14 protein-coding genes and 1 pseudogene are annotated in these 15,918 nt (G+C 69.7%); 5 read left to right on the top strand and 10 right to left on the bottom strand.

The features are described from left to right. Positions 1–161: 161 nt before the first annotated feature. Positions 162–1,385, top strand: coding sequence for a cytochrome P450 (locus tag AB0F41_RS02100; RefSeq protein WP_357420819.1), 1,224 nt, complete (start codon positions 162–164; stop codon positions 1,383–1,385). Between the two features lie 24 nt (positions 1,386–1,409). Beyond that, a complete protein-coding gene (locus AB0F41_RS02095) occupies positions 1,410–1,997 on the top strand; it encodes a TetR/AcrR family transcriptional regulator (protein WP_357420818.1) in 588 nt (195 codons plus the stop codon). Between the two features lie 64 nt (positions 1,998–2,061). Here AB0F41_RS02095 and AB0F41_RS02090 read toward each other — a convergent pair whose 3' ends face one another. Continuing rightward, positions 2,062–2,667: a TetR/AcrR family transcriptional regulator gene (locus tag AB0F41_RS02090; RefSeq protein ID WP_357420817.1), complete on the bottom strand. Its 606-nt coding sequence runs from the start codon at positions 2,665–2,667 to the stop codon at positions 2,062–2,064. Between the two features lie 131 nt (positions 2,668–2,798). On the opposite strand from AB0F41_RS02090, the gene AB0F41_RS02085 reads away from it, so the two are divergent. Next, positions 2,799–3,542 (top strand): maleylpyruvate isomerase family mycothiol-dependent enzyme, encoded by a 744-nt coding sequence (locus AB0F41_RS02085; protein ID WP_357420816.1) that lies wholly within the window; start codon positions 2,799–2,801, stop codon positions 3,540–3,542. An 83-nt stretch (positions 3,543–3,625) separates the two neighbouring features. Further along, positions 3,626–4,450, top strand: a complete 825-nt coding sequence (locus AB0F41_RS02080) for a cyclase family protein (protein ID WP_357420815.1) — start codon at positions 3,626–3,628, stop codon at positions 4,448–4,450. A gap of 4 nt (positions 4,451–4,454) precedes the next feature. Here the strand turns inward: AB0F41_RS02080 and AB0F41_RS02075 are convergent, their stop codons facing one another. The 7 genes and pseudogenes from AB0F41_RS02075 to AB0F41_RS02045 all read right to left on the bottom strand — a co-directional run bounded on the left by AB0F41_RS02075 (position 4,455) and on the right by AB0F41_RS02045 (position 12,127). Next, positions 4,455–6,119: an FUSC family protein gene (locus AB0F41_RS02075; RefSeq protein ID WP_357420814.1), complete on the bottom strand. Its 1,665-nt coding sequence runs from the start codon at positions 6,117–6,119 to the stop codon at positions 4,455–4,457. A gap of 25 nt (positions 6,120–6,144) precedes the next feature. Further along, positions 6,145–7,122, bottom strand: coding sequence for a glycine betaine ABC transporter substrate-binding protein (locus AB0F41_RS02070; RefSeq protein WP_357420813.1), 978 nt, complete (start codon positions 7,120–7,122; stop codon positions 6,145–6,147). A 13-nt stretch (positions 7,123–7,135) separates the two neighbouring features. After that, the gene (locus AB0F41_RS02065) at positions 7,136–7,927 is read right to left on the bottom strand and encodes an ABC transporter permease (protein WP_357420812.1); all 792 of its coding nucleotides are present in this window, start codon (positions 7,925–7,927) and stop codon (positions 7,136–7,138) included. Beyond that, positions 7,924–9,096 carry an ATP-binding cassette domain-containing protein gene (locus tag AB0F41_RS02060; protein ID WP_357420811.1) on the bottom strand — a complete coding sequence of 391 codons (1,173 nt, stop codon included), beginning with the start codon at positions 9,094–9,096 and terminating at the stop codon, positions 7,924–7,926. Before AB0F41_RS02060 ends, AB0F41_RS02065 begins: the two co-directional genes overlap by 4 nt. Next, entirely contained in the window at positions 9,089–9,739 is a 651-nt protein-coding gene (locus AB0F41_RS02055; protein ID WP_357420984.1) for an ABC transporter permease, read from the bottom strand. Before AB0F41_RS02055 ends, AB0F41_RS02060 begins: the two co-directional genes overlap by 8 nt. Before the next feature lie 588 nt (positions 9,740–10,327). After that, positions 10,328–11,814, bottom strand: a pseudogene (locus AB0F41_RS02050) (ornithine decarboxylase). After that, positions 11,804–12,127: a hypothetical protein gene (locus tag AB0F41_RS02045; RefSeq protein WP_357420810.1), complete on the bottom strand. Its 324-nt coding sequence runs from the start codon at positions 12,125–12,127 to the stop codon at positions 11,804–11,806. The pseudogene AB0F41_RS02050 and the gene AB0F41_RS02045 overlap by 11 nt, the downstream one beginning before the upstream one ends. A gap of 626 nt (positions 12,128–12,753) precedes the next feature. Between AB0F41_RS02045 and AB0F41_RS02040 the strand changes: the two genes are divergently transcribed. After that, entirely contained in the window at positions 12,754–13,221 is a 468-nt protein-coding gene (locus AB0F41_RS02040) for a PPOX class F420-dependent oxidoreductase (RefSeq protein ID WP_357420809.1), read from the top strand. A 46-nt stretch (positions 13,222–13,267) separates the two neighbouring features. On the opposite strand, the gene AB0F41_RS02035 is transcribed toward AB0F41_RS02040, so the two are convergent. After that, entirely contained in the window at positions 13,268–14,239 is a 972-nt protein-coding gene (locus AB0F41_RS02035) for a glycerate kinase (RefSeq protein ID WP_357420808.1), read from the bottom strand. 72 nt (positions 14,240–14,311) lie between these two features. Beyond that, positions 14,312–15,769 carry a catalase gene (locus AB0F41_RS02030; RefSeq protein WP_357420807.1) on the bottom strand — a complete coding sequence of 486 codons (1,458 nt, stop codon included), beginning with the start codon at positions 15,767–15,769 and terminating at the stop codon, positions 14,312–14,314. Between the last annotated feature and the right edge of the window lie 149 nt (positions 15,770–15,918).

Below are 15,918 nucleotides of genomic sequence, written 5' to 3'. Positions count from 1 at the left end.
CGGGGGCGGCCACGGTTGTGTTCGCCCTGAGTTCAACTGTGCCGCGTCCAACTATGCCCCCGGCGCGGGATCGGCGCGAGGCTTTGCGCCATGCCCGGCCACGCGGAGGTGCCGCCGGACCGATGTTAGACATAATTGAATTTTTGTCTTACTGTCGGAACATGACGGCAGAAACGTTTCAGCGGCCCGCCCGATTCGAGTTGTGCTCCGAGGAATCCTGGCGCGCACCGTGGGCCATGTACGCCGCGCTGCGCGACCACGATCCGGTCCACCGGGCGGTACCCGCGCAGCGACCCGAGAACGACTACTGGGTGCTCACCCGGCACGAGCACGTCTACAACTCGGCCCGTGACGTCGCCACCTTCTCCTCGGGTCAGGGACTGACCGTCGAATACGGGGAGCTGGAACAGATCGGGCTCACCGGCAACCCGCCGATGGTGATGCAGGATCCGCCCGAGCACACCGAGTTCCGCAAACTGGTGGCGCGCGGATTCACCCCCCGCCAGGTCGCGGAGGTCGAACCGGTGGTGCGCCGCTACGTGCGGGAACGGCTGGACCGGCTGGCCGGGCAGGGCGGCGGCGATATCGTCGCGGAACTGTTCAAACCGCTGCCGACGATGGTGGTCGCGTACTACCTCGGCGTCCCGGAAGAGGACCGGCACCGGTTCGACGGCTGGACCGACGCGGTGGTGGCGGCCAGTACCCAGCGCACCGCGGACGCCCAGGCCGCCTCCATGGAGATGCTCGCCTACTTCGCCCAGCTGATCGCCCGGCGCCGCACCGACCCGGGCGACGATACGGTGTCACTGCTGGTCCAGGCCGGGTTCGCGGGCGACGAATCCGATGTGGACGGTCTGGTGCAGATCCTCGCCTACACCTGGACCATGGTGGCCGGCGGCAACGACACCACCACCGGACTGCTGGGTGGCGCGGTGCAGCTGTTGCAGCAGAACCCGGAGCAGCGCGCCGCGCTGGCCGCCGACCCCGAGCGGATCCGGGTCGCGATCGAGGAGCTGGCCCGGCTCACCTCACCGGTGCAGGGTCTGGCCCGTACGACCACCCGGGATGTCGAACTGGACGGCGTGACGATTCCGGCGGGCCGTAAGGTACTGCTGGTGTACGGATCGGCCAACCGCGACGAACGCGCCTTCGGCGCCGATGCCGCGGATCTGGATATCGACCGTGATCCGCAGCGCATCATGACCTTCGGTCACGGCCCGCATCACTGCCTGGGCGCGGCCGCGGCACGGATGCAGGCGCGGGTCGCGCTGGAGGAACTGCTGGACCGGTTCCCGGACTATTCCGTCGATATCGATGCCGTGACCTACGCGCCCGGACCGTACGTGCGGCGGCCGACCGGTGTCCCGTTCCGATGCACGGCCTGAACCGGGTCGCCGCGGGGGTGTGCCGTGGGCGGTGACTGGCTGGCCGAGGGCCGGACCGAACTCGCGGCCGAACGCATCCTGGATGCCGTACGCGCCCTGGTCATCGACAAGGGCGCCGGTACGGTCGGGATGGCCGAGGTCGCCGAGGCGGCCGGATGCTCACGGGCCACCCTGTACCGGTATTTCGACAACCGGCAGACGCTCTACGTCGCCTTCGCCGGCCGGGAGGCGACCCAGCTGATCGAACGGGTCTGGCGCGCACATCCCCTGGATGGGCCGGATCGGGCCGAACGGCTACTGGACGGCCTGGTCGCCACGCTCGCCGAAACCCGCAAGACTCCGCATCTGGCCGTCTGGTTCGACCCGGCGAACGCGGGCATCGTGGCGCGACTGTCGGATTCGTCGACGGTGATCGACGCGCTGGTCACCGCCTTCGTCGCGCGGTTCCGGCACGATCTGTCGCCGGCCGCGGCCGAGCGGCTGGGCCGGTGGGCGGTGCGGGTGATGGTCTCGCTGCTGACCTTGCCGCCCGCCGGGGAGGATGAGGAGCGGGCTCTGCTGCGCACCTTCCTGCTGCCGTTCCTGCTGGACCCCGGCCTCCCGATCGGCTGACACTCCGCGGGAAGCCCGTCGACGGGATGGGCCGAACCGCCCGCATTCCCGGTATCCGGGTGGCCTAGCCGTTCGGCGGGTCCGGCAGATCGAGCATCCGCTGGGTGAGCTGGATCAGGGTGGTGCGCAGGGTCTCGTCGTCGAGTTCGGTGACCAGCGGGTTGACCACCGAGCCGGCGATCGCCGCGGACAGCACCGCCGCCGAGACCCGGGCGACCGTATCGTCGGCCTCGCGTTCGTCGAGCAACACCGCGTAGAGCCGGCTCATGAAGTGGCGGAACGGTTCGTGTTCGCCGAGGACCCGGATGATCACCGGATCGTTGGTCAGTGTGCTCACCCAGCGTCGCCGGGTGACGGCGAGATCGATCACCCGCGTCAGCAGGACCCTGCGGGCGTGGGGTCGTTCGGGTTCCGCCTCCGCGGCGAGGAGCGCGTCCTCGAGGATGGCGAGTTCGTTCGCGGCGACCGCGATGACGATTTCCTCTTTGGTCTTGAACTGGTAGTAGACCGCCGCCTTCGTCACCCCGACCATATCCGCGATCATCTGCAGCGAAGTACCGCTCACCCCGTGCATGCCGAACAGATCCAGCGCCGCCGTCATGGTCCGCTGCTGCGCCGCGGTCCACCGGATGGTGCTGAACGGACGCGGTGACGGCGTATCGGCGAGCATGACTGCAGGTTATCCGACCCCGCGACCCCGTCCGGCGACCGTGCCGCCCGGGCCGGGAGCCACGATGAGTTCGGTCACCGGCCGCTGTTTCCGATGGGCGGGCAACGTCGGCGGACGGTACCTTTGGCCCCATGGGTACCCCGGTGAGTCTCGACTTCCCGCTGCTGCTGGCCGATTTCCAAGGGGAGTTCCTCGCCTCCATCCCGGACGCGGATCCCTCGGCGCCGGTGCCGCGCTGCGGCGACTGGACCGTCCGCGATCTGGTGGAACATCTGGCGTTCGTGCATCACTGGGCCGCGGCGAACGCGCGGGCGCACAGGGCCGAACCGCTGGGGGATGGGCCGTTCGACCTCGTCGCGCACTATTCCTCCTGCGCTACCGAACTCCGCGAAACGCTGGCCGAACTGGACCCGGCGGCCACCGCCCGGATCCTGGCCCATCCCGAGCCCATCGGAGAGGGCCCGGTGTCGTTCTGGCAGCGCCGTCAGGTGCACGAAACCCTTGTCCACGCCCACGATCTGCGCGCGGCGATCGCGGGCCGGGGCGCGCTCGGCCTGGTCCGGGCGGTGCCCGAGGTCTGGGCGGATACCGTCGAGGAGGTGCTGACCGTGTTCTATCCACGCCAGGTGGGCACCGGACGGATGGCGCCTTTGCCCACAGCACTGGCGCTGACCGCGACCGACCTCGACGGCACACCGGAGTGGGTGCTCGGCGAACCGGGCGCCGGCGGCGAGATCGCGGTGCGGGTGTCCGGTCCGGCCGAAGGGCTGGCGCTCCTGCTGTGGGGCCGGGTGACCGCCGCCGAGGCGGGACTCACCGTCACCGGCGACCCCGCCGACCTCGACAAGATCCTGGGTCAACCGATAGTCCCCTGAGCGCGGGAGATATCGCGGACACGGCCGGGCCCACGCAGGAGAATCCGGCCGCCGCGCGGTACGCGGGCGTAGGCTGCGCCGTTATGTGCGCACCGGAGATCATCGGCACCGTCCGCGATACCGTCGCCCGGGCGCCCCGGGCCGGGCGCCGCGCGTTCTTCGGATTGTCGGCAGCCGCGGTACTGGCGGCGTCGGCCGCTCCGGCCGCCGCGCGCGAACCTCGTGGCGCCGTAGTCGATCTCACCCATCCACTGAGTTCGCGGACACCCGTGTGGCCCGGTAATCCGCCGTTCGCGATGGTGCCGGTCGCCTGGGACCGGATGGGCGGTTTCAACCAGAACATGCTCACACTGTGGGAGCACACCGGCACCCATCTGGATGCCCCGGTGCACCGGCGCTCCGGTGCCGCCACCACCGATGCCCTGGTCGCCGAGGATCTGGTGGCCCCGTTGGCGGTCGTCGATATCAGCGCCCGCGCGGAGCGCGATCCGGAGGCCGTGGTGACCCTCGCCGATATCGCCGAGTGGGAGTCGCGGCACGGGCGTCTCCCCGAAAGGGCGTTCGTGGCCATGTATTCCGGCTGGGAGCGGCGCCTGGCGACACCGGAGCAATTCGTGGGCCTGGACGGCAACGGTGTTCCGCACGCCCCGGGGTTCGCCGGAGATACCGCGGATTTCCTGGTGTCCGAGCGGGGGATCGTCGGTGCCGGGGCCGACACCCTCAGCCTGGACCGGTCCGCCGATCAGGACTTCCCGGCGCATACCGCGATTCTGGGTTCCGGACGCTACGGGGTGGAGATGCTGGCGAACCTGGCGGCGGTGCCGCCCGCGGGAGCGACGATCGTGGTCGGCGCCCCCAAACATATCGGCGGCACGGGTGGGCCGTGCCGGGTGCTCGCGCTGACCTGATCGATCAGGCCAGTTCGGCGAGCTCACGCGACCAGCGGTCCAGCCGCGCGGTATCGGTGGGGGAGTCGGGTGAGAGCCGCCAGGTGGCGGCCAGCACTCGGTGTCCGAGGCGGCGGATGCGCTGGTGGCGGGTCCAGTGCCCGTGGGTCCAGCCGGGTTCGTTGTGCGCGGCGTCGATCGCGGCCAGGGTCGAGCCCATCAGTTCGAATTCCAGTTCCCGCCGTCCGGTGGGAACCTCCGCGCGTTCGCCCGGCGGACGCGCGATCAGCCGGAGCAGCCGGTCGAGCGCCTCGGTGACCCGCTGGTCGTCGCGTATCAGCACCCGCCGGTGGGCCCGGCGGTCGACCGACCACAGCGCCGCCAGGCCGATCACCACCCCGATCACGCTCTCGATGAGGCGGTCCCGCAAGACCGGGAACACATCGCCGTAGGTTCCGCCGCCGCCCATCAGCAGGGCCAGCGGCGTGATGAAAACGACCGCGAGACCGTAGTTGCGGGCCACCAGCAGTTCGATCGCGAATTGCAGCGCCATCAGGATCAGTACCAGCGCCCACGCCCGGGGCTCGAACGCGTAGAGCCCGGCGAACAGCACCAGACCCAGCGCCGTTCCGCCGATACGGTGCACTCCGCGGTAGGTGCCGCGGACGCGGTCGGGGCCCTGATGCAGCAGTACTGTCACCGTGAGCACCGCCCAATCGGGGCGCCCGAGGTCGAGAGCGACGGTCAGGCAGCCGGCGGCCAGGGCGGCGAGGGCGAGGCGGTGCGCCGAGACCGCGGCATGGCTGTCCGGCGATAGCGAGCGCAGGATCCGGTAGCGCAGCGAGGGGCGCGGGGTCGGCGCGGGGTGTCCGGTATCGAACAGCAGATCGGACTCGTCGTCGCCCTCGTGATCGCGGTACAGCGCGGCGGCGAACCGCCGCTGCGCGTGGTCGAGCGTGCCCGCGAGGTCGCTCTCGGTGCGTCCGGCGTCGTCGAGCAGGGTCCAGGCGGTGCGCACTTTCATCGTGGTCGAGTAGCGCGCGGCGGTGCGATCGGCGGTCGCGGGATCGAGGCCGGCATACCCGTCGACGGCGGCGACCGCGTCCACCACCGCGCGTTCCTCCGGGGGCCGGGCGGTGGTGAGCGCCGCCGACATACCGACGATCAGGGCGCTGACCCCGCCTGTCGCCGTCCACAGCGCGATCTGGTCCGGGGCGACTCCGTGACCCGCGATGAGCGCACCGACTCCGGCGGCCAGAACGAAGAAGAACCCGCCCGGCGGCCCCAGGCGCAGCGCCGAGTTCACGAAAGTCGCGGCCACCGCGACCGCCGACATCAGCATCACGAGCAGCAGTTGCCACCAGTGCGACCCGCCGGCGTCGAGCTGCCGGTGAACCAGATGCCCCACCAGGCCGCCCGCGAACGCCACACAGATCAACGACAGTGCGGCCGTCCCCACTATCCGCAGCCGCCGCCGGTAGGCCTGGCCTTCGCCGAAGATCACCGCCAGTGCGCCCGTCGCGGCCATGAGGCCCTGCTGTTCGTGGCCCAGTGCCACCGCGAGCAGTGCGGGCGCGCCGAATGCCACCGCCGCGCGGACCGCGCCGGGCAGCCGGCGTCCCACCGGCGGCAGGCCGAACAGTACCGCGCGGGCCGGTGCGGGTGCGGGGAGCTTCGGACCGTCGGTCACCGTCGCCTCCTCCGCGTCCGCCGGTTCACTCCTTCGTCACGAAACCCTGCGCCACCATCCAGTCGCGGGCGACCTCCTCCGGTTCCCGGCCCTCCACATCGACCTGCCGGTTCAGCTCCGTGATCGATTCGTTGGTGAGCAGCCGCGAGATGGGTGTCATGATCCGGGCGACCTCGGGATGTGCGTCCGCGAATTCGGCCCGCATCACCAATGCGGCATTGTACTTGGGAAAGAAGGCCCGATCGTCCTCCAGTAGCACCAGGTCCAGTGCCGGGATCCGGCCGTCGGTGGCCGCGACCGATCCGAAGGCGCACTGATCGGCGTCGGCGGTCGCCTGATAGACGACGGCGTCCTGCACGATCCGTTTCTGCGCGCGCCCGTTGTCGATCCCGTACGCGCGCGCCATACCGGGATATCCGTCCTGGCGCACACTGAATTCGGTCCCGACACAGGTCGCGGCGGCGGCCGGGTCGGCCGCGAGGAGCTCGGCGTAGTCGGAGAGGGAGCGGACACCGGTGCGTTCGGCGGTCCGCCTGCTGGTGGCGATGGCGTAGGTGTTGTTCATCGGGGCCATGGCCGCCCAGACGATGCCGTGGGCGGCGCGGTCGGCCGCGCGGACCGCGTCGAACTGCGCGCGCTCGTCGGGTACGGGTGTTTCGTTGCCGAGGTAGTTGACCCAGCCGGTGCCGGTGTAGTCGTAGGCGATATCGATCTGGCCGCTGAGCTGCGCATCGCGCAGGCTGTTCGAGCCCTGGATATCGGTCAGATCGCGTACCTCGGCGCCGGCCGCGACCATCGCGAACTCGATGATGAACCCGAGGATGTTCTGTTCGGTGAAATCTTTGGAACCCACGGTGATCGGCACCCCGCGTAATGCGGGGTCGGCCACGATGCTGCCCGGACCCACCGGCAGCGGCACCGAGCCGCCCGACTGCAACCCGCATCCGGCCAGCAGGACGGCCGCCGCCGCCAGCAGCACCCGCAACGCCCGGTTCGTTCTCATTCCAGTCCCCGACTCATTCCAGCCCCCGAGGCCCGAGAAAGCGTTCGGCCACCGCGCCGAGCCAGTCCACCAGCAATGCGAGCGCGACCGCCAGGACCGCTCCGACGACCAGCGTGACATTGTCGCGCAGTTTGTAGCCGGTATCGATGAGAATCCCCAGCCCGCCCGCGCTCACGAGGAACGACAGGGTGGCGGTGCCGACGGCCAGGACCAGCGAGGTGCGCAGGCCGGCCAGGATGTAGGGCACCGCGAGCGGGAACTCGATCCGGCGCAGCACGGTGGTCGCGGACATGCCCTGGCCGCGGCCCGCGTCGATGAGCATCGGATCGACCTGCTGATAGCCCAGGATGGTGTTGCGCAACACGGGCAGCAGCGAGTAGAAGGCGATCGGCGCGACCCCGATCCAGAATCCGGTGGTCCGGGTGAGCAGATAGAACAGCACGATCAGGCCGATGGCCGGCGCCGCGGCGCCGATATTGGCGATCGTGACCACCAGCGGCGTCAGGCGCCGATACCCGGGCCGGGTGAGCAGGGTTCCGAGCGGGACGCCGACAATCACGACGATCAGTGTCACGGTGGCGGTGATGACGATGTGCTGCCAGGTGACGGTGACGATATTGTCCGCGTTCAGGCTGGTCTGCTGGGTGACGGTGAGATCGCGTCGCAGTGCCCAGACGAGAACGCCGACGGTGAGCAGCGCGACGACCGCGGGCTGCACGATCAGCCGCAGCGTATCGGCGCGCCGCTCCGCCGACCTGCGGCGGGGTTCCGGGCGGGTATCGGTGATCGAGGTGCCGGCAGTCATGCGGTCGCGTCCGAATCGGCCCGATCGCCACGCAGGGCGGACAGATGCGCGACCAGGGTATCGATGGTGACCACCCCGGCGTACTCACCGCGCGAGCCGGTGACCACGGCCGTCGCGTTCTGATCGTTGAGCAGGGCTTCCAGCCCGTCCTGCAGGGTCGAGGCCGTCGAGAGGGTTTCGCCGAGCGCGGATCCGGCCTCGCCTACCGTGCGCGCGTGCGCGAGCTGTTCGGCGGAGATCCGGCGCAGCGGGCGGCGCCGGGGGTCGAGCACCAGTACCCAGCCGTGGCCCGCCTCGGCCAGCGCGGCGCGGGCGGCCTCGACCGTGACGTCCTCGGCGACGGTGGGATAGTCGTCCAGTTCGACGTCGCGGATACGGGTCAGCGTCAGCTGTTTGAGCGAGGCGTCGGAGCCGACGAAACCGGCCACCGTTTCATCGGCCGGGTCGGCCAGGACCGCGGCGGGCGTATCGTATTGCAGGATCCGGGAGCCGGTGCCCAGCACCGCGATCCGATCGCCGAGCTTGACGGCCTCGTTGAAATCGTGGGTTACGAATACGATGGTTTTACCGAGTTCGGTCTGTAACCGCAGCAATTCGTCCTGGAGCAATCCGCGGGTGATCGGATCGACCGCGCCGAACGGTTCGTCCATCAGCAGGATCGGCGGATCCGCGGCGAGAGCGCGGGCCACGCCCACCCGCTGCTGCTGGCCGCCGGACAGTTGCCGCGGATAGCGCTCCCGGTACGTATCCGGTTCCAGACCCACCAGTTCCAGCATCTCGTCGGTACGGGCGGTGATCCGGGCGCGGTCCCAGCCCATCAATCCGGGAACGGTCGCGATGTTCTTGGCGACGGTCATATGCGGGAACAGCCCCGCCTGCTGGATCGAATAGCCGATACCCCGGCGCAGCCGGTCCGGATCGATGGCGGCCGCGTCGCGGCCGTCGATGGTGATCGTGCCGGACGTCGGTTCGATGAGGCGGTTGATCATCCGCATGGTGGTGGTCTTACCGCAACCCGACGGTCCCACCAGTACCACGATCTGGCCGGCCGGGATCGTCAGCGATACCGCGTCGACCGCGGGTTCGCGCTGCCCCGGATACCGTTTGGTGACGGCGTCGAGCACGATCTCGACACCGGACACCGCCGCGCGGGTCTGGGAATCAGTCACGGATACCCCTCGGAATGGTGAGACGTCCGACGAGTACGAAGATCCCGTCGAGTAGCAGGGCGAGAACGACGATCAGCACCGTGCCCGTCAGCGCCTGCGGGACCGCGTTCGGGCTGCCGAGCCGGGAGAGCCCGGAGAAGATGAGATTGCCGAGCCCCGGACCTTTGGCGTAGGCGGCGAGGGCGAGAATGCCCATGATCAACTGTGTGCTCACCCGCATACCCGCCAGGATCGCCGGCCAGGCCAGCGGCAGTTCGATGGTGGTGAGCACGCGCAACCGGTTCATACCGACCCCGCGCGCCGCGTCGACGACCGCGGAGTCCACCGACGACAGGCCGATGAGCGTATTGCGCAGAATGGGTAGCAGCGCGTAGAGCACCAGCGCGGTCACGGTGGGGATCACGCCCAGGCCGAAGATCGGGATGAGCAGCCCGAGCAGGGCGAAGGACGGCACCGTGAGAATCGCGCCCGCCGCCGCGGTGGCGGCCGCGGAACCGATCGGGCTGCGATAGACCAGGATGCCGACCAGTACCGCCACCACGGTGGCGATCAGCAGTGACTGGACCACCGCCGAAACGTGCAGGTACGAGTCGATGAAGAGTTGCTGGCGCCGTTGCACGACGAAGGACCACCACGTGTCCAGGATCCGACCTCCCCGTGCCCGGTGTCCGGCGACTGTCGCGGCCTTCCCGCATCCGGACCGGTTCCGGGCGCGGCGCGTCGCCGTCGAGAGCGAAAATCAGGGCAGGGGCGTACGCGCGGCGCCGTCCGGGCCCGGATGAGAGATGCCCAGCGCGGGGGAGATCGAAACATGATGTGATCTGTGTCTTGATCCGGGAGTGCCGGTTACCGGGCGGACGGGCCCCGGCCGCGGATCCACCCGCCGCCGTGCGTGGCCGCCCGGCCGATCCAGTAGCTACCGCATCAGGTCGTCCGGCGGTTCGGAGCCGTCCGGGCGCTCACCCGCCCACCGCCGATAGCGGAGGGCCAGCGCGATGAGGACCGCGATCGCGAGGACCACGAGGAATTCCATCGCGCGGCTACCGGCCGTCGTTGCCGGGGGATTCCGGCGTTCCGGGGCGTCGGCCCGTGAACCGCCGATACAGGACGACCGCGGCGACCAGGATTATGATCCCGAGGATCACCAGTAGTTCCATGACCAGCGCGTACCCCCGCCGGCGGTTCCGAACCAGGTCTCGAGGCCTGCCGTATCCGGACGCGTGCGGGTGGATCAGCGGCCGGCCACCACGCGAACCGTGCGCAGGCGGTGATCCGAGGCATCGGGGACATTGAGCCCGTGGTCGTGCCCGGTGCGCAGATAGTCGAGTACGGCCGCGTCGAGCCGCTCGCCGGGCACGACCACGGGGATCCCCGGCGGATACGGGGTCAGTTGTTCTGCCGCGACCCGGCCGGCCGCCGCACGGATCGGCACCATCTCCGTGGGCCCGAAGAAAGCGTCGCGAGGCAGCATCACCGTGTCGAGCTGCAATTCGCCGGGCTCGGGGAGCCGGATCTCCTGCGGGGCGCGATCCGGAGTCGCCTGATCGCGCCAGCGTGTGATCGCCGAGACGAGTTCGCCGGTCGTCGCGGTGTCGTCGGCGAAGGAGAGGGTGGCAAGGATACGGCGGTGATCGCTGAGACCCAGGTCGATGTGCTCGTGTTCGCGCAACCATGCCTGGGCGTCGTACCCGGTGACACCGGTTTCGGCGATATCCATCAGCACCTGGAGGCGATCCAGGTCGTGGGACGCCTCCACACCCAGCAGCTCATCCTCCAGAACCCGCACCCCGGGGATACGGTCCAGGTCGGCGCGGGCCCGCACCGCCGTGTGCAGGGCGCGGTCCAGCAGACCGTATCCGCGTTCCACCATCTGCCGGCGCCAACCGTCGAGCGCGGCGTAGACGAGCACATTCGGACTGGTGGTCATGAGCAGGTCGGCGCAGTGGCGTAGCCGGACCGGGTCCACCAGGTCGCCCTGGTGATGGAAGACCGAGCCCTGCTCGAAACCGGCACCCATCTTGTGCACGCTCACGACGCAGATATCCGCGCCGACATCCATGGCCCAGGTCGGCAGATCCGGGTGGAACGGCAGATGCGCACCCCATGCCTCATCCACGATCAGCGGTTTCCCACGCTCATGGCAGATCCGGGCGATGCCCTCGATATCGGCGCTGGTGCCGTACGGGCTGGGACTGACGATCAACGCGCCGGCGGCATCCGGGTGCTCCTCCCATGCCGCCCGTACCTGTTCCGGCGACGGTGGGTGCGAGAAGTGGTGTTCCGCGTCCCAGCGGGGGGCGATCCAGCGCGGCAGTACTCCGGAGAAGATCAATCCGGCCACGATCGATTTGTGACTGTCGCGGGCCACGAGCAAACCACCGTCGCATCCGCCGGCCACTGCCATCATTGCGGCCTTGACGGACAGGGAACTCCCGCAGGTGGAGAAGAAGGCGTTCTCCGCGCCGACCGCGTCGGCCATGAGTTCCTCGGCTCGCGCCAGATGGCCACCGGTCGAGAGCCGGTCGTCGAGGCCGGTGTGGCCAGGAGGTCGGCGTCGAACGCCTCCCTGCCCAGAACCGCCAGGACGCGTTCGTCTACGCCGCGGCCCTGGCGGTGCCCCGGCGGTGTGAAACCGTAGCGGCCGAGTTTTCGGTATTCGGTGAGCGCGTCGAGTATCGGTGCCCTGGCGTGATCGAATACCGCCCGGTCAGTGTCCACGTGGCTCCCGCAGGGACGCACCCTCCGCGACCTTGATCCGGCGGTGTTCGGCGACCACGATCAGCACACCGGCCACCAGGCACACCCCGCCCAGGATTCCGGCGACGATCGCCCAGCCCGCGAACCCGTAGCCCGCCGCGGTGAGAGTGAGACCCACCAGCACGATGCCGAGCGCGGCCAGGATGATCCCCGGCCAGTTCCGGGTGTCCTCGATGGATTCACCGGCGTGCGAGCGGGTGGTACGGGCGTCGTCGGGGAAGTTGTGCTCGGTGGTCGGGATGTTCTGATTCGGATCGTCGTGTCCGGCGACCATGTTCTGTCCTTCCTGTCGGGCGTACGACCAGGGGCAATGGCTCGGATACCCGGTCCGGGGCGGTTCAACCACGGGCGGCCGGGCGGGGTGCTGCCGCTCACAGCCACGGTTCGGGGGGTGGCGGGGGCGGCTGCCCCGGGTCGGGTACGGGTGGTTTGTCCGGGGAAGGGCCGGGGAGCGGATCCGGTGCCGGTACCGGCGGGGGAGTGGGCGGTGGGCCCGGACCGGGAGGGGGTCCGGGTTCGGGTACCGGACGTGGGTCCGGGATCGGCTGTGGGTCGGGGGCCGGGACCGGATCGGGTGCCGGGGGCGGCGCCGGATCCGGCAACGGGTCGGGTTCGGGGGCCGGCGGCGGTGCCGGCGCAGGCTCGGTATTTCGCATGACTGCTCCTCTCACCGAGAACCGCGCGGAGCCGGGTTTCCGGACGGTCCCGCCTGCGGGGGCGTATCCGGTCCGTTGTCAGCGGTACGGCCGCTCGCCCGGCCACCTCGCTCGCTTGCGGTCATCACGCGCGTACCCGTCTACCCGGTGTCGAACCCGTTCGTGCGGCGGCCCGCGGGGCGGATGCCCGGCACGCTCCGCTCGCTATGCTCGGGGAATCCCCGATATCGAACGGAGAGTCCGTATGCCGCGAATCGCCACCGCCGACACCGTCGGCCGGTCCGCGCTCCTGGAGTTTCTCGGGTCCCGTCATCACGGCGTCCTCGTCACCCACCGATCGGACGGGAGTCCGCAGATGTCCCCGGTGACGTGCGGGCTCGATCCGGAGGGGCGGGTCGTGGTCTCGACCTATCCGGGCCGGGCGAAAACCCGCAATATCCGGCGCGACCCCCGGGTGTCGATCTGTGTGCTCTCCGATGAGTTCAACGACGCCTATGTGCAGGTCGACGGCCGCGCGGAGGTGATCGATATGCCCGCGGCCGCCGACGGCCTGGTGGACTACTACCGCGGTATCGCCGGTGAGCACCCGGATTGGGACGAATACCGGGCGGCCATGGCCCGGCAGAACAAATCGCTGATCCGGATCGAGATCGACCGGTGGGGGCCGGTCGCGACGGGCGGTTTCCCACCGGACCTCGCGCCGCCGCAGTGAGTTCCGGGCACGCTGCCGAGCGGCTCCGGCCGGTCGGGCACCGGTATCAGTTCGCGGTGACGGCCGCGCCGATCCGCTGCCCCGCCCGGCGCATGGCCGCGGCATCGGAGGCCACGATCACCTCGGCGAAACGGGACCGGTAGTCGCCCAGGTCCGCGCCCACCGACCCCACCACGGCGAAGACGGGGAGACCGTCCGCGCGGTCCAGGATCGCCGAGATGATCTTGCCCGCCCGGGTCTGCCCGTCGAGCCGCCCTTCGCCGACCACGATCGCCGACGCCTGCCGCGCGTGCTCGTCGAAACCGCCCGCGTCCAGGACGAATTCCGCGCCGGAACGCAGCTCGGCGCCGTACTGGGCCCACATTCCGCCGGAGAATCCACCCGCCGCGCCCGTCGCGTCGACACCGGACGGGTCGCGGGGTAGTCGCCGCGCCGTCTCGGCGAGCCGCCGGGTGAGCAGCTCCACCGTCGCCGGATCGGCGCCCTTCTGCGGAGCGAACACCCGGGCGGCGTCGACGTACCGGGTGGTGACATCGGTGAGGACCACGATGGTGGCCGTACCCGGCCCACCGGCCTCCTCGAGCGCCGCGATCGCGCCGGTCCCGCCGTCGGTCGTGGCCGATCCGCCGGCCGCGACCACGATCCGGCGCGCGCCTTGCCGGACGGCCGCCGCCATGAGCATTCCGGTGCCGTACGTATCGGCGGTCACGGGATCCCTCGGCCCGTCGTGCGGGGTGGTGATCCCACTGGCCGCGGCGATCTCGATGACCGCGGTGCCGTCGCCGGAGAGCCCGAATTCCGCGCGGCACGGCACACCCCACGGATTGCGCGCCTCGGCCGTCACGATGCGCAGGCCGAGTGGGCCGGTGAGTACCGCGAGAGTGCCTTCACCGCCGTCGGCGACCGGCAACCGCGTCGCGGCACCGCCGGATTCCTCGATGCCCGCGGCAACGGCCTCGGCGACCTCGGTGGCGGTATAGGTGCCCTTGAAACTGTCCGGGGCGACGAGAACGGTCATGGTCGCCGACTCTATATCCGGAGCGGAGCCGCGGGGTCCGTGACCTCCGCGGCTCCGCTCGGGATCGGCCGATCAGGCCTGGGACTTCACGCCCCGCTCGACCCGATCGCCCAGATCCTTGTCGACGCTGCGCCAGTACTCGAACGCGCGGTGCAGCACCGGTTCGCTCACTCCGTCGAGCAGATGCCCGACGATATTGTTCACCAGACGTTCCCGCGCCGCGTCGTCGAGAACCTCGCGCACCATCGTGCCCGCCTGACCGAAATCGTCGTCTTCGGCGTGCAGGGTGTACGCGGACCGCACCATGGCGCCGTCGGACTGCCAGCCCGCCGGTTCGCCGTAGCGATCCGTATCCGGCCGGGCGCCGCCCTTCGAATTGGGCGTGTACACCGGGTCGGTGACCGGCTCGACGCGCATCGCGCCGTCCTTGCTGTAGCTGTGCACCGGCACATGTGGCGCGTTCACCGGGATCTGCTGGTAGTTCGCGCCCAGCCGGGCCCGGTGGGCGTCGGCGTAGGAGAACACCCGGCCCAGCAGCATCTTGTCCGGGCTCAGGCCGATTCCCGGCACCAGATTGTTGGGCTGGAACGCCGCCTGTTCGATCTGAGTGTGGTTATCGGTGGGATTGCGGTCCAGCGTCATCCGGCCGACCTCGATCAGCGGATAGTCGCCGTGTGGCCACACCTTGGTGAGATCGAACGGGTTGAACCGGTAGTTCTGGGCGTCGTGGAACGGCATGACCTGCATATGCAGCGTCCAGCTGGGGTGGTCGCCCCGGTCGATCGCCTGGTACAGGTCGCGCATGTGATAGTCGCTGTCCGCCCCGGCCGTGCGATCGGCCTCCTCCTGGGTGAGGAAGTCGATGCCCTGATCGGTTTTGAAGTGGTACTTCACCCAGAACTTCTGGCCCTCGGCGTTGACCCACATATAGGTGTGGCTGGAGTAGCCGTTCATATGCCGCCAGGTCTTCGGGATACCGCGGTCACCCATCAACCAGGTGACCTGGTGTGCCGATTCCGGTGACAACGTCCAGAAATCCCACTGCATATCGTGATCACGCAGGTTGCTGTCCGCGCGCCGCTTCTGGGAGCGGATGAAGTTCTGGAATTTCAGCGGGTCGCGGACGAAGAAGACCGGCGTGTTGTTGCCGACCATGTCGTAGTTGCCCTCGGTCGTATAGAACTTCAGGGCGAATCCGCGCGGATCGCGCCAGGTGTCGGGGCTGCCCCGCTCGCCGGCCACGGTGGAGAACCGGGCGACCATCTCGGTTTTCGCGCCCGGCTGGAAGAGGGCGGCCTTGGTGTAGGCGCTGACGTCGTTGGTGACCTCGAACCGGCCGAACGCGCCGCTGCCCTTCGCGTGCGGCTGGCGTTCCGGGATGCGTTCCCGGTTGAACTGCGCCATCTGCTCGATGAGGTAGTGGTCCTGCAGCAGGATCGGGCCGTCGGGGCCGACGGTGAGTGAATGCTCGTCACTTTCGACCGGGATACCGGCGTCAGTGGTCAGGATTTCGGGCTTCTCGCTGGTCATGCTCGCGGCGTCTCCTTCCGAGCGTTCGTGACGGCACCGCGAACGCGGTGCCGGCGACCGGACGGACGACCGGATCGAGCGCGAGGAAACGAGCTGGTCGCAGCCGTCCACACACTGGCAGTACCCAGCATGTCATCGAGTACTCGGGT

The organism is Nocardia sp. NPDC024068, assembly GCF_040638875.1.
In the GTDB taxonomy this organism is placed as follows: domain Bacteria; phylum Actinomycetota; class Actinomycetes; order Mycobacteriales; family Mycobacteriaceae; genus Nocardia.
Note: the sequence above shows the minus strand (reverse complement) of the source record. Positions and strands in the feature narration are given on the sequence as shown.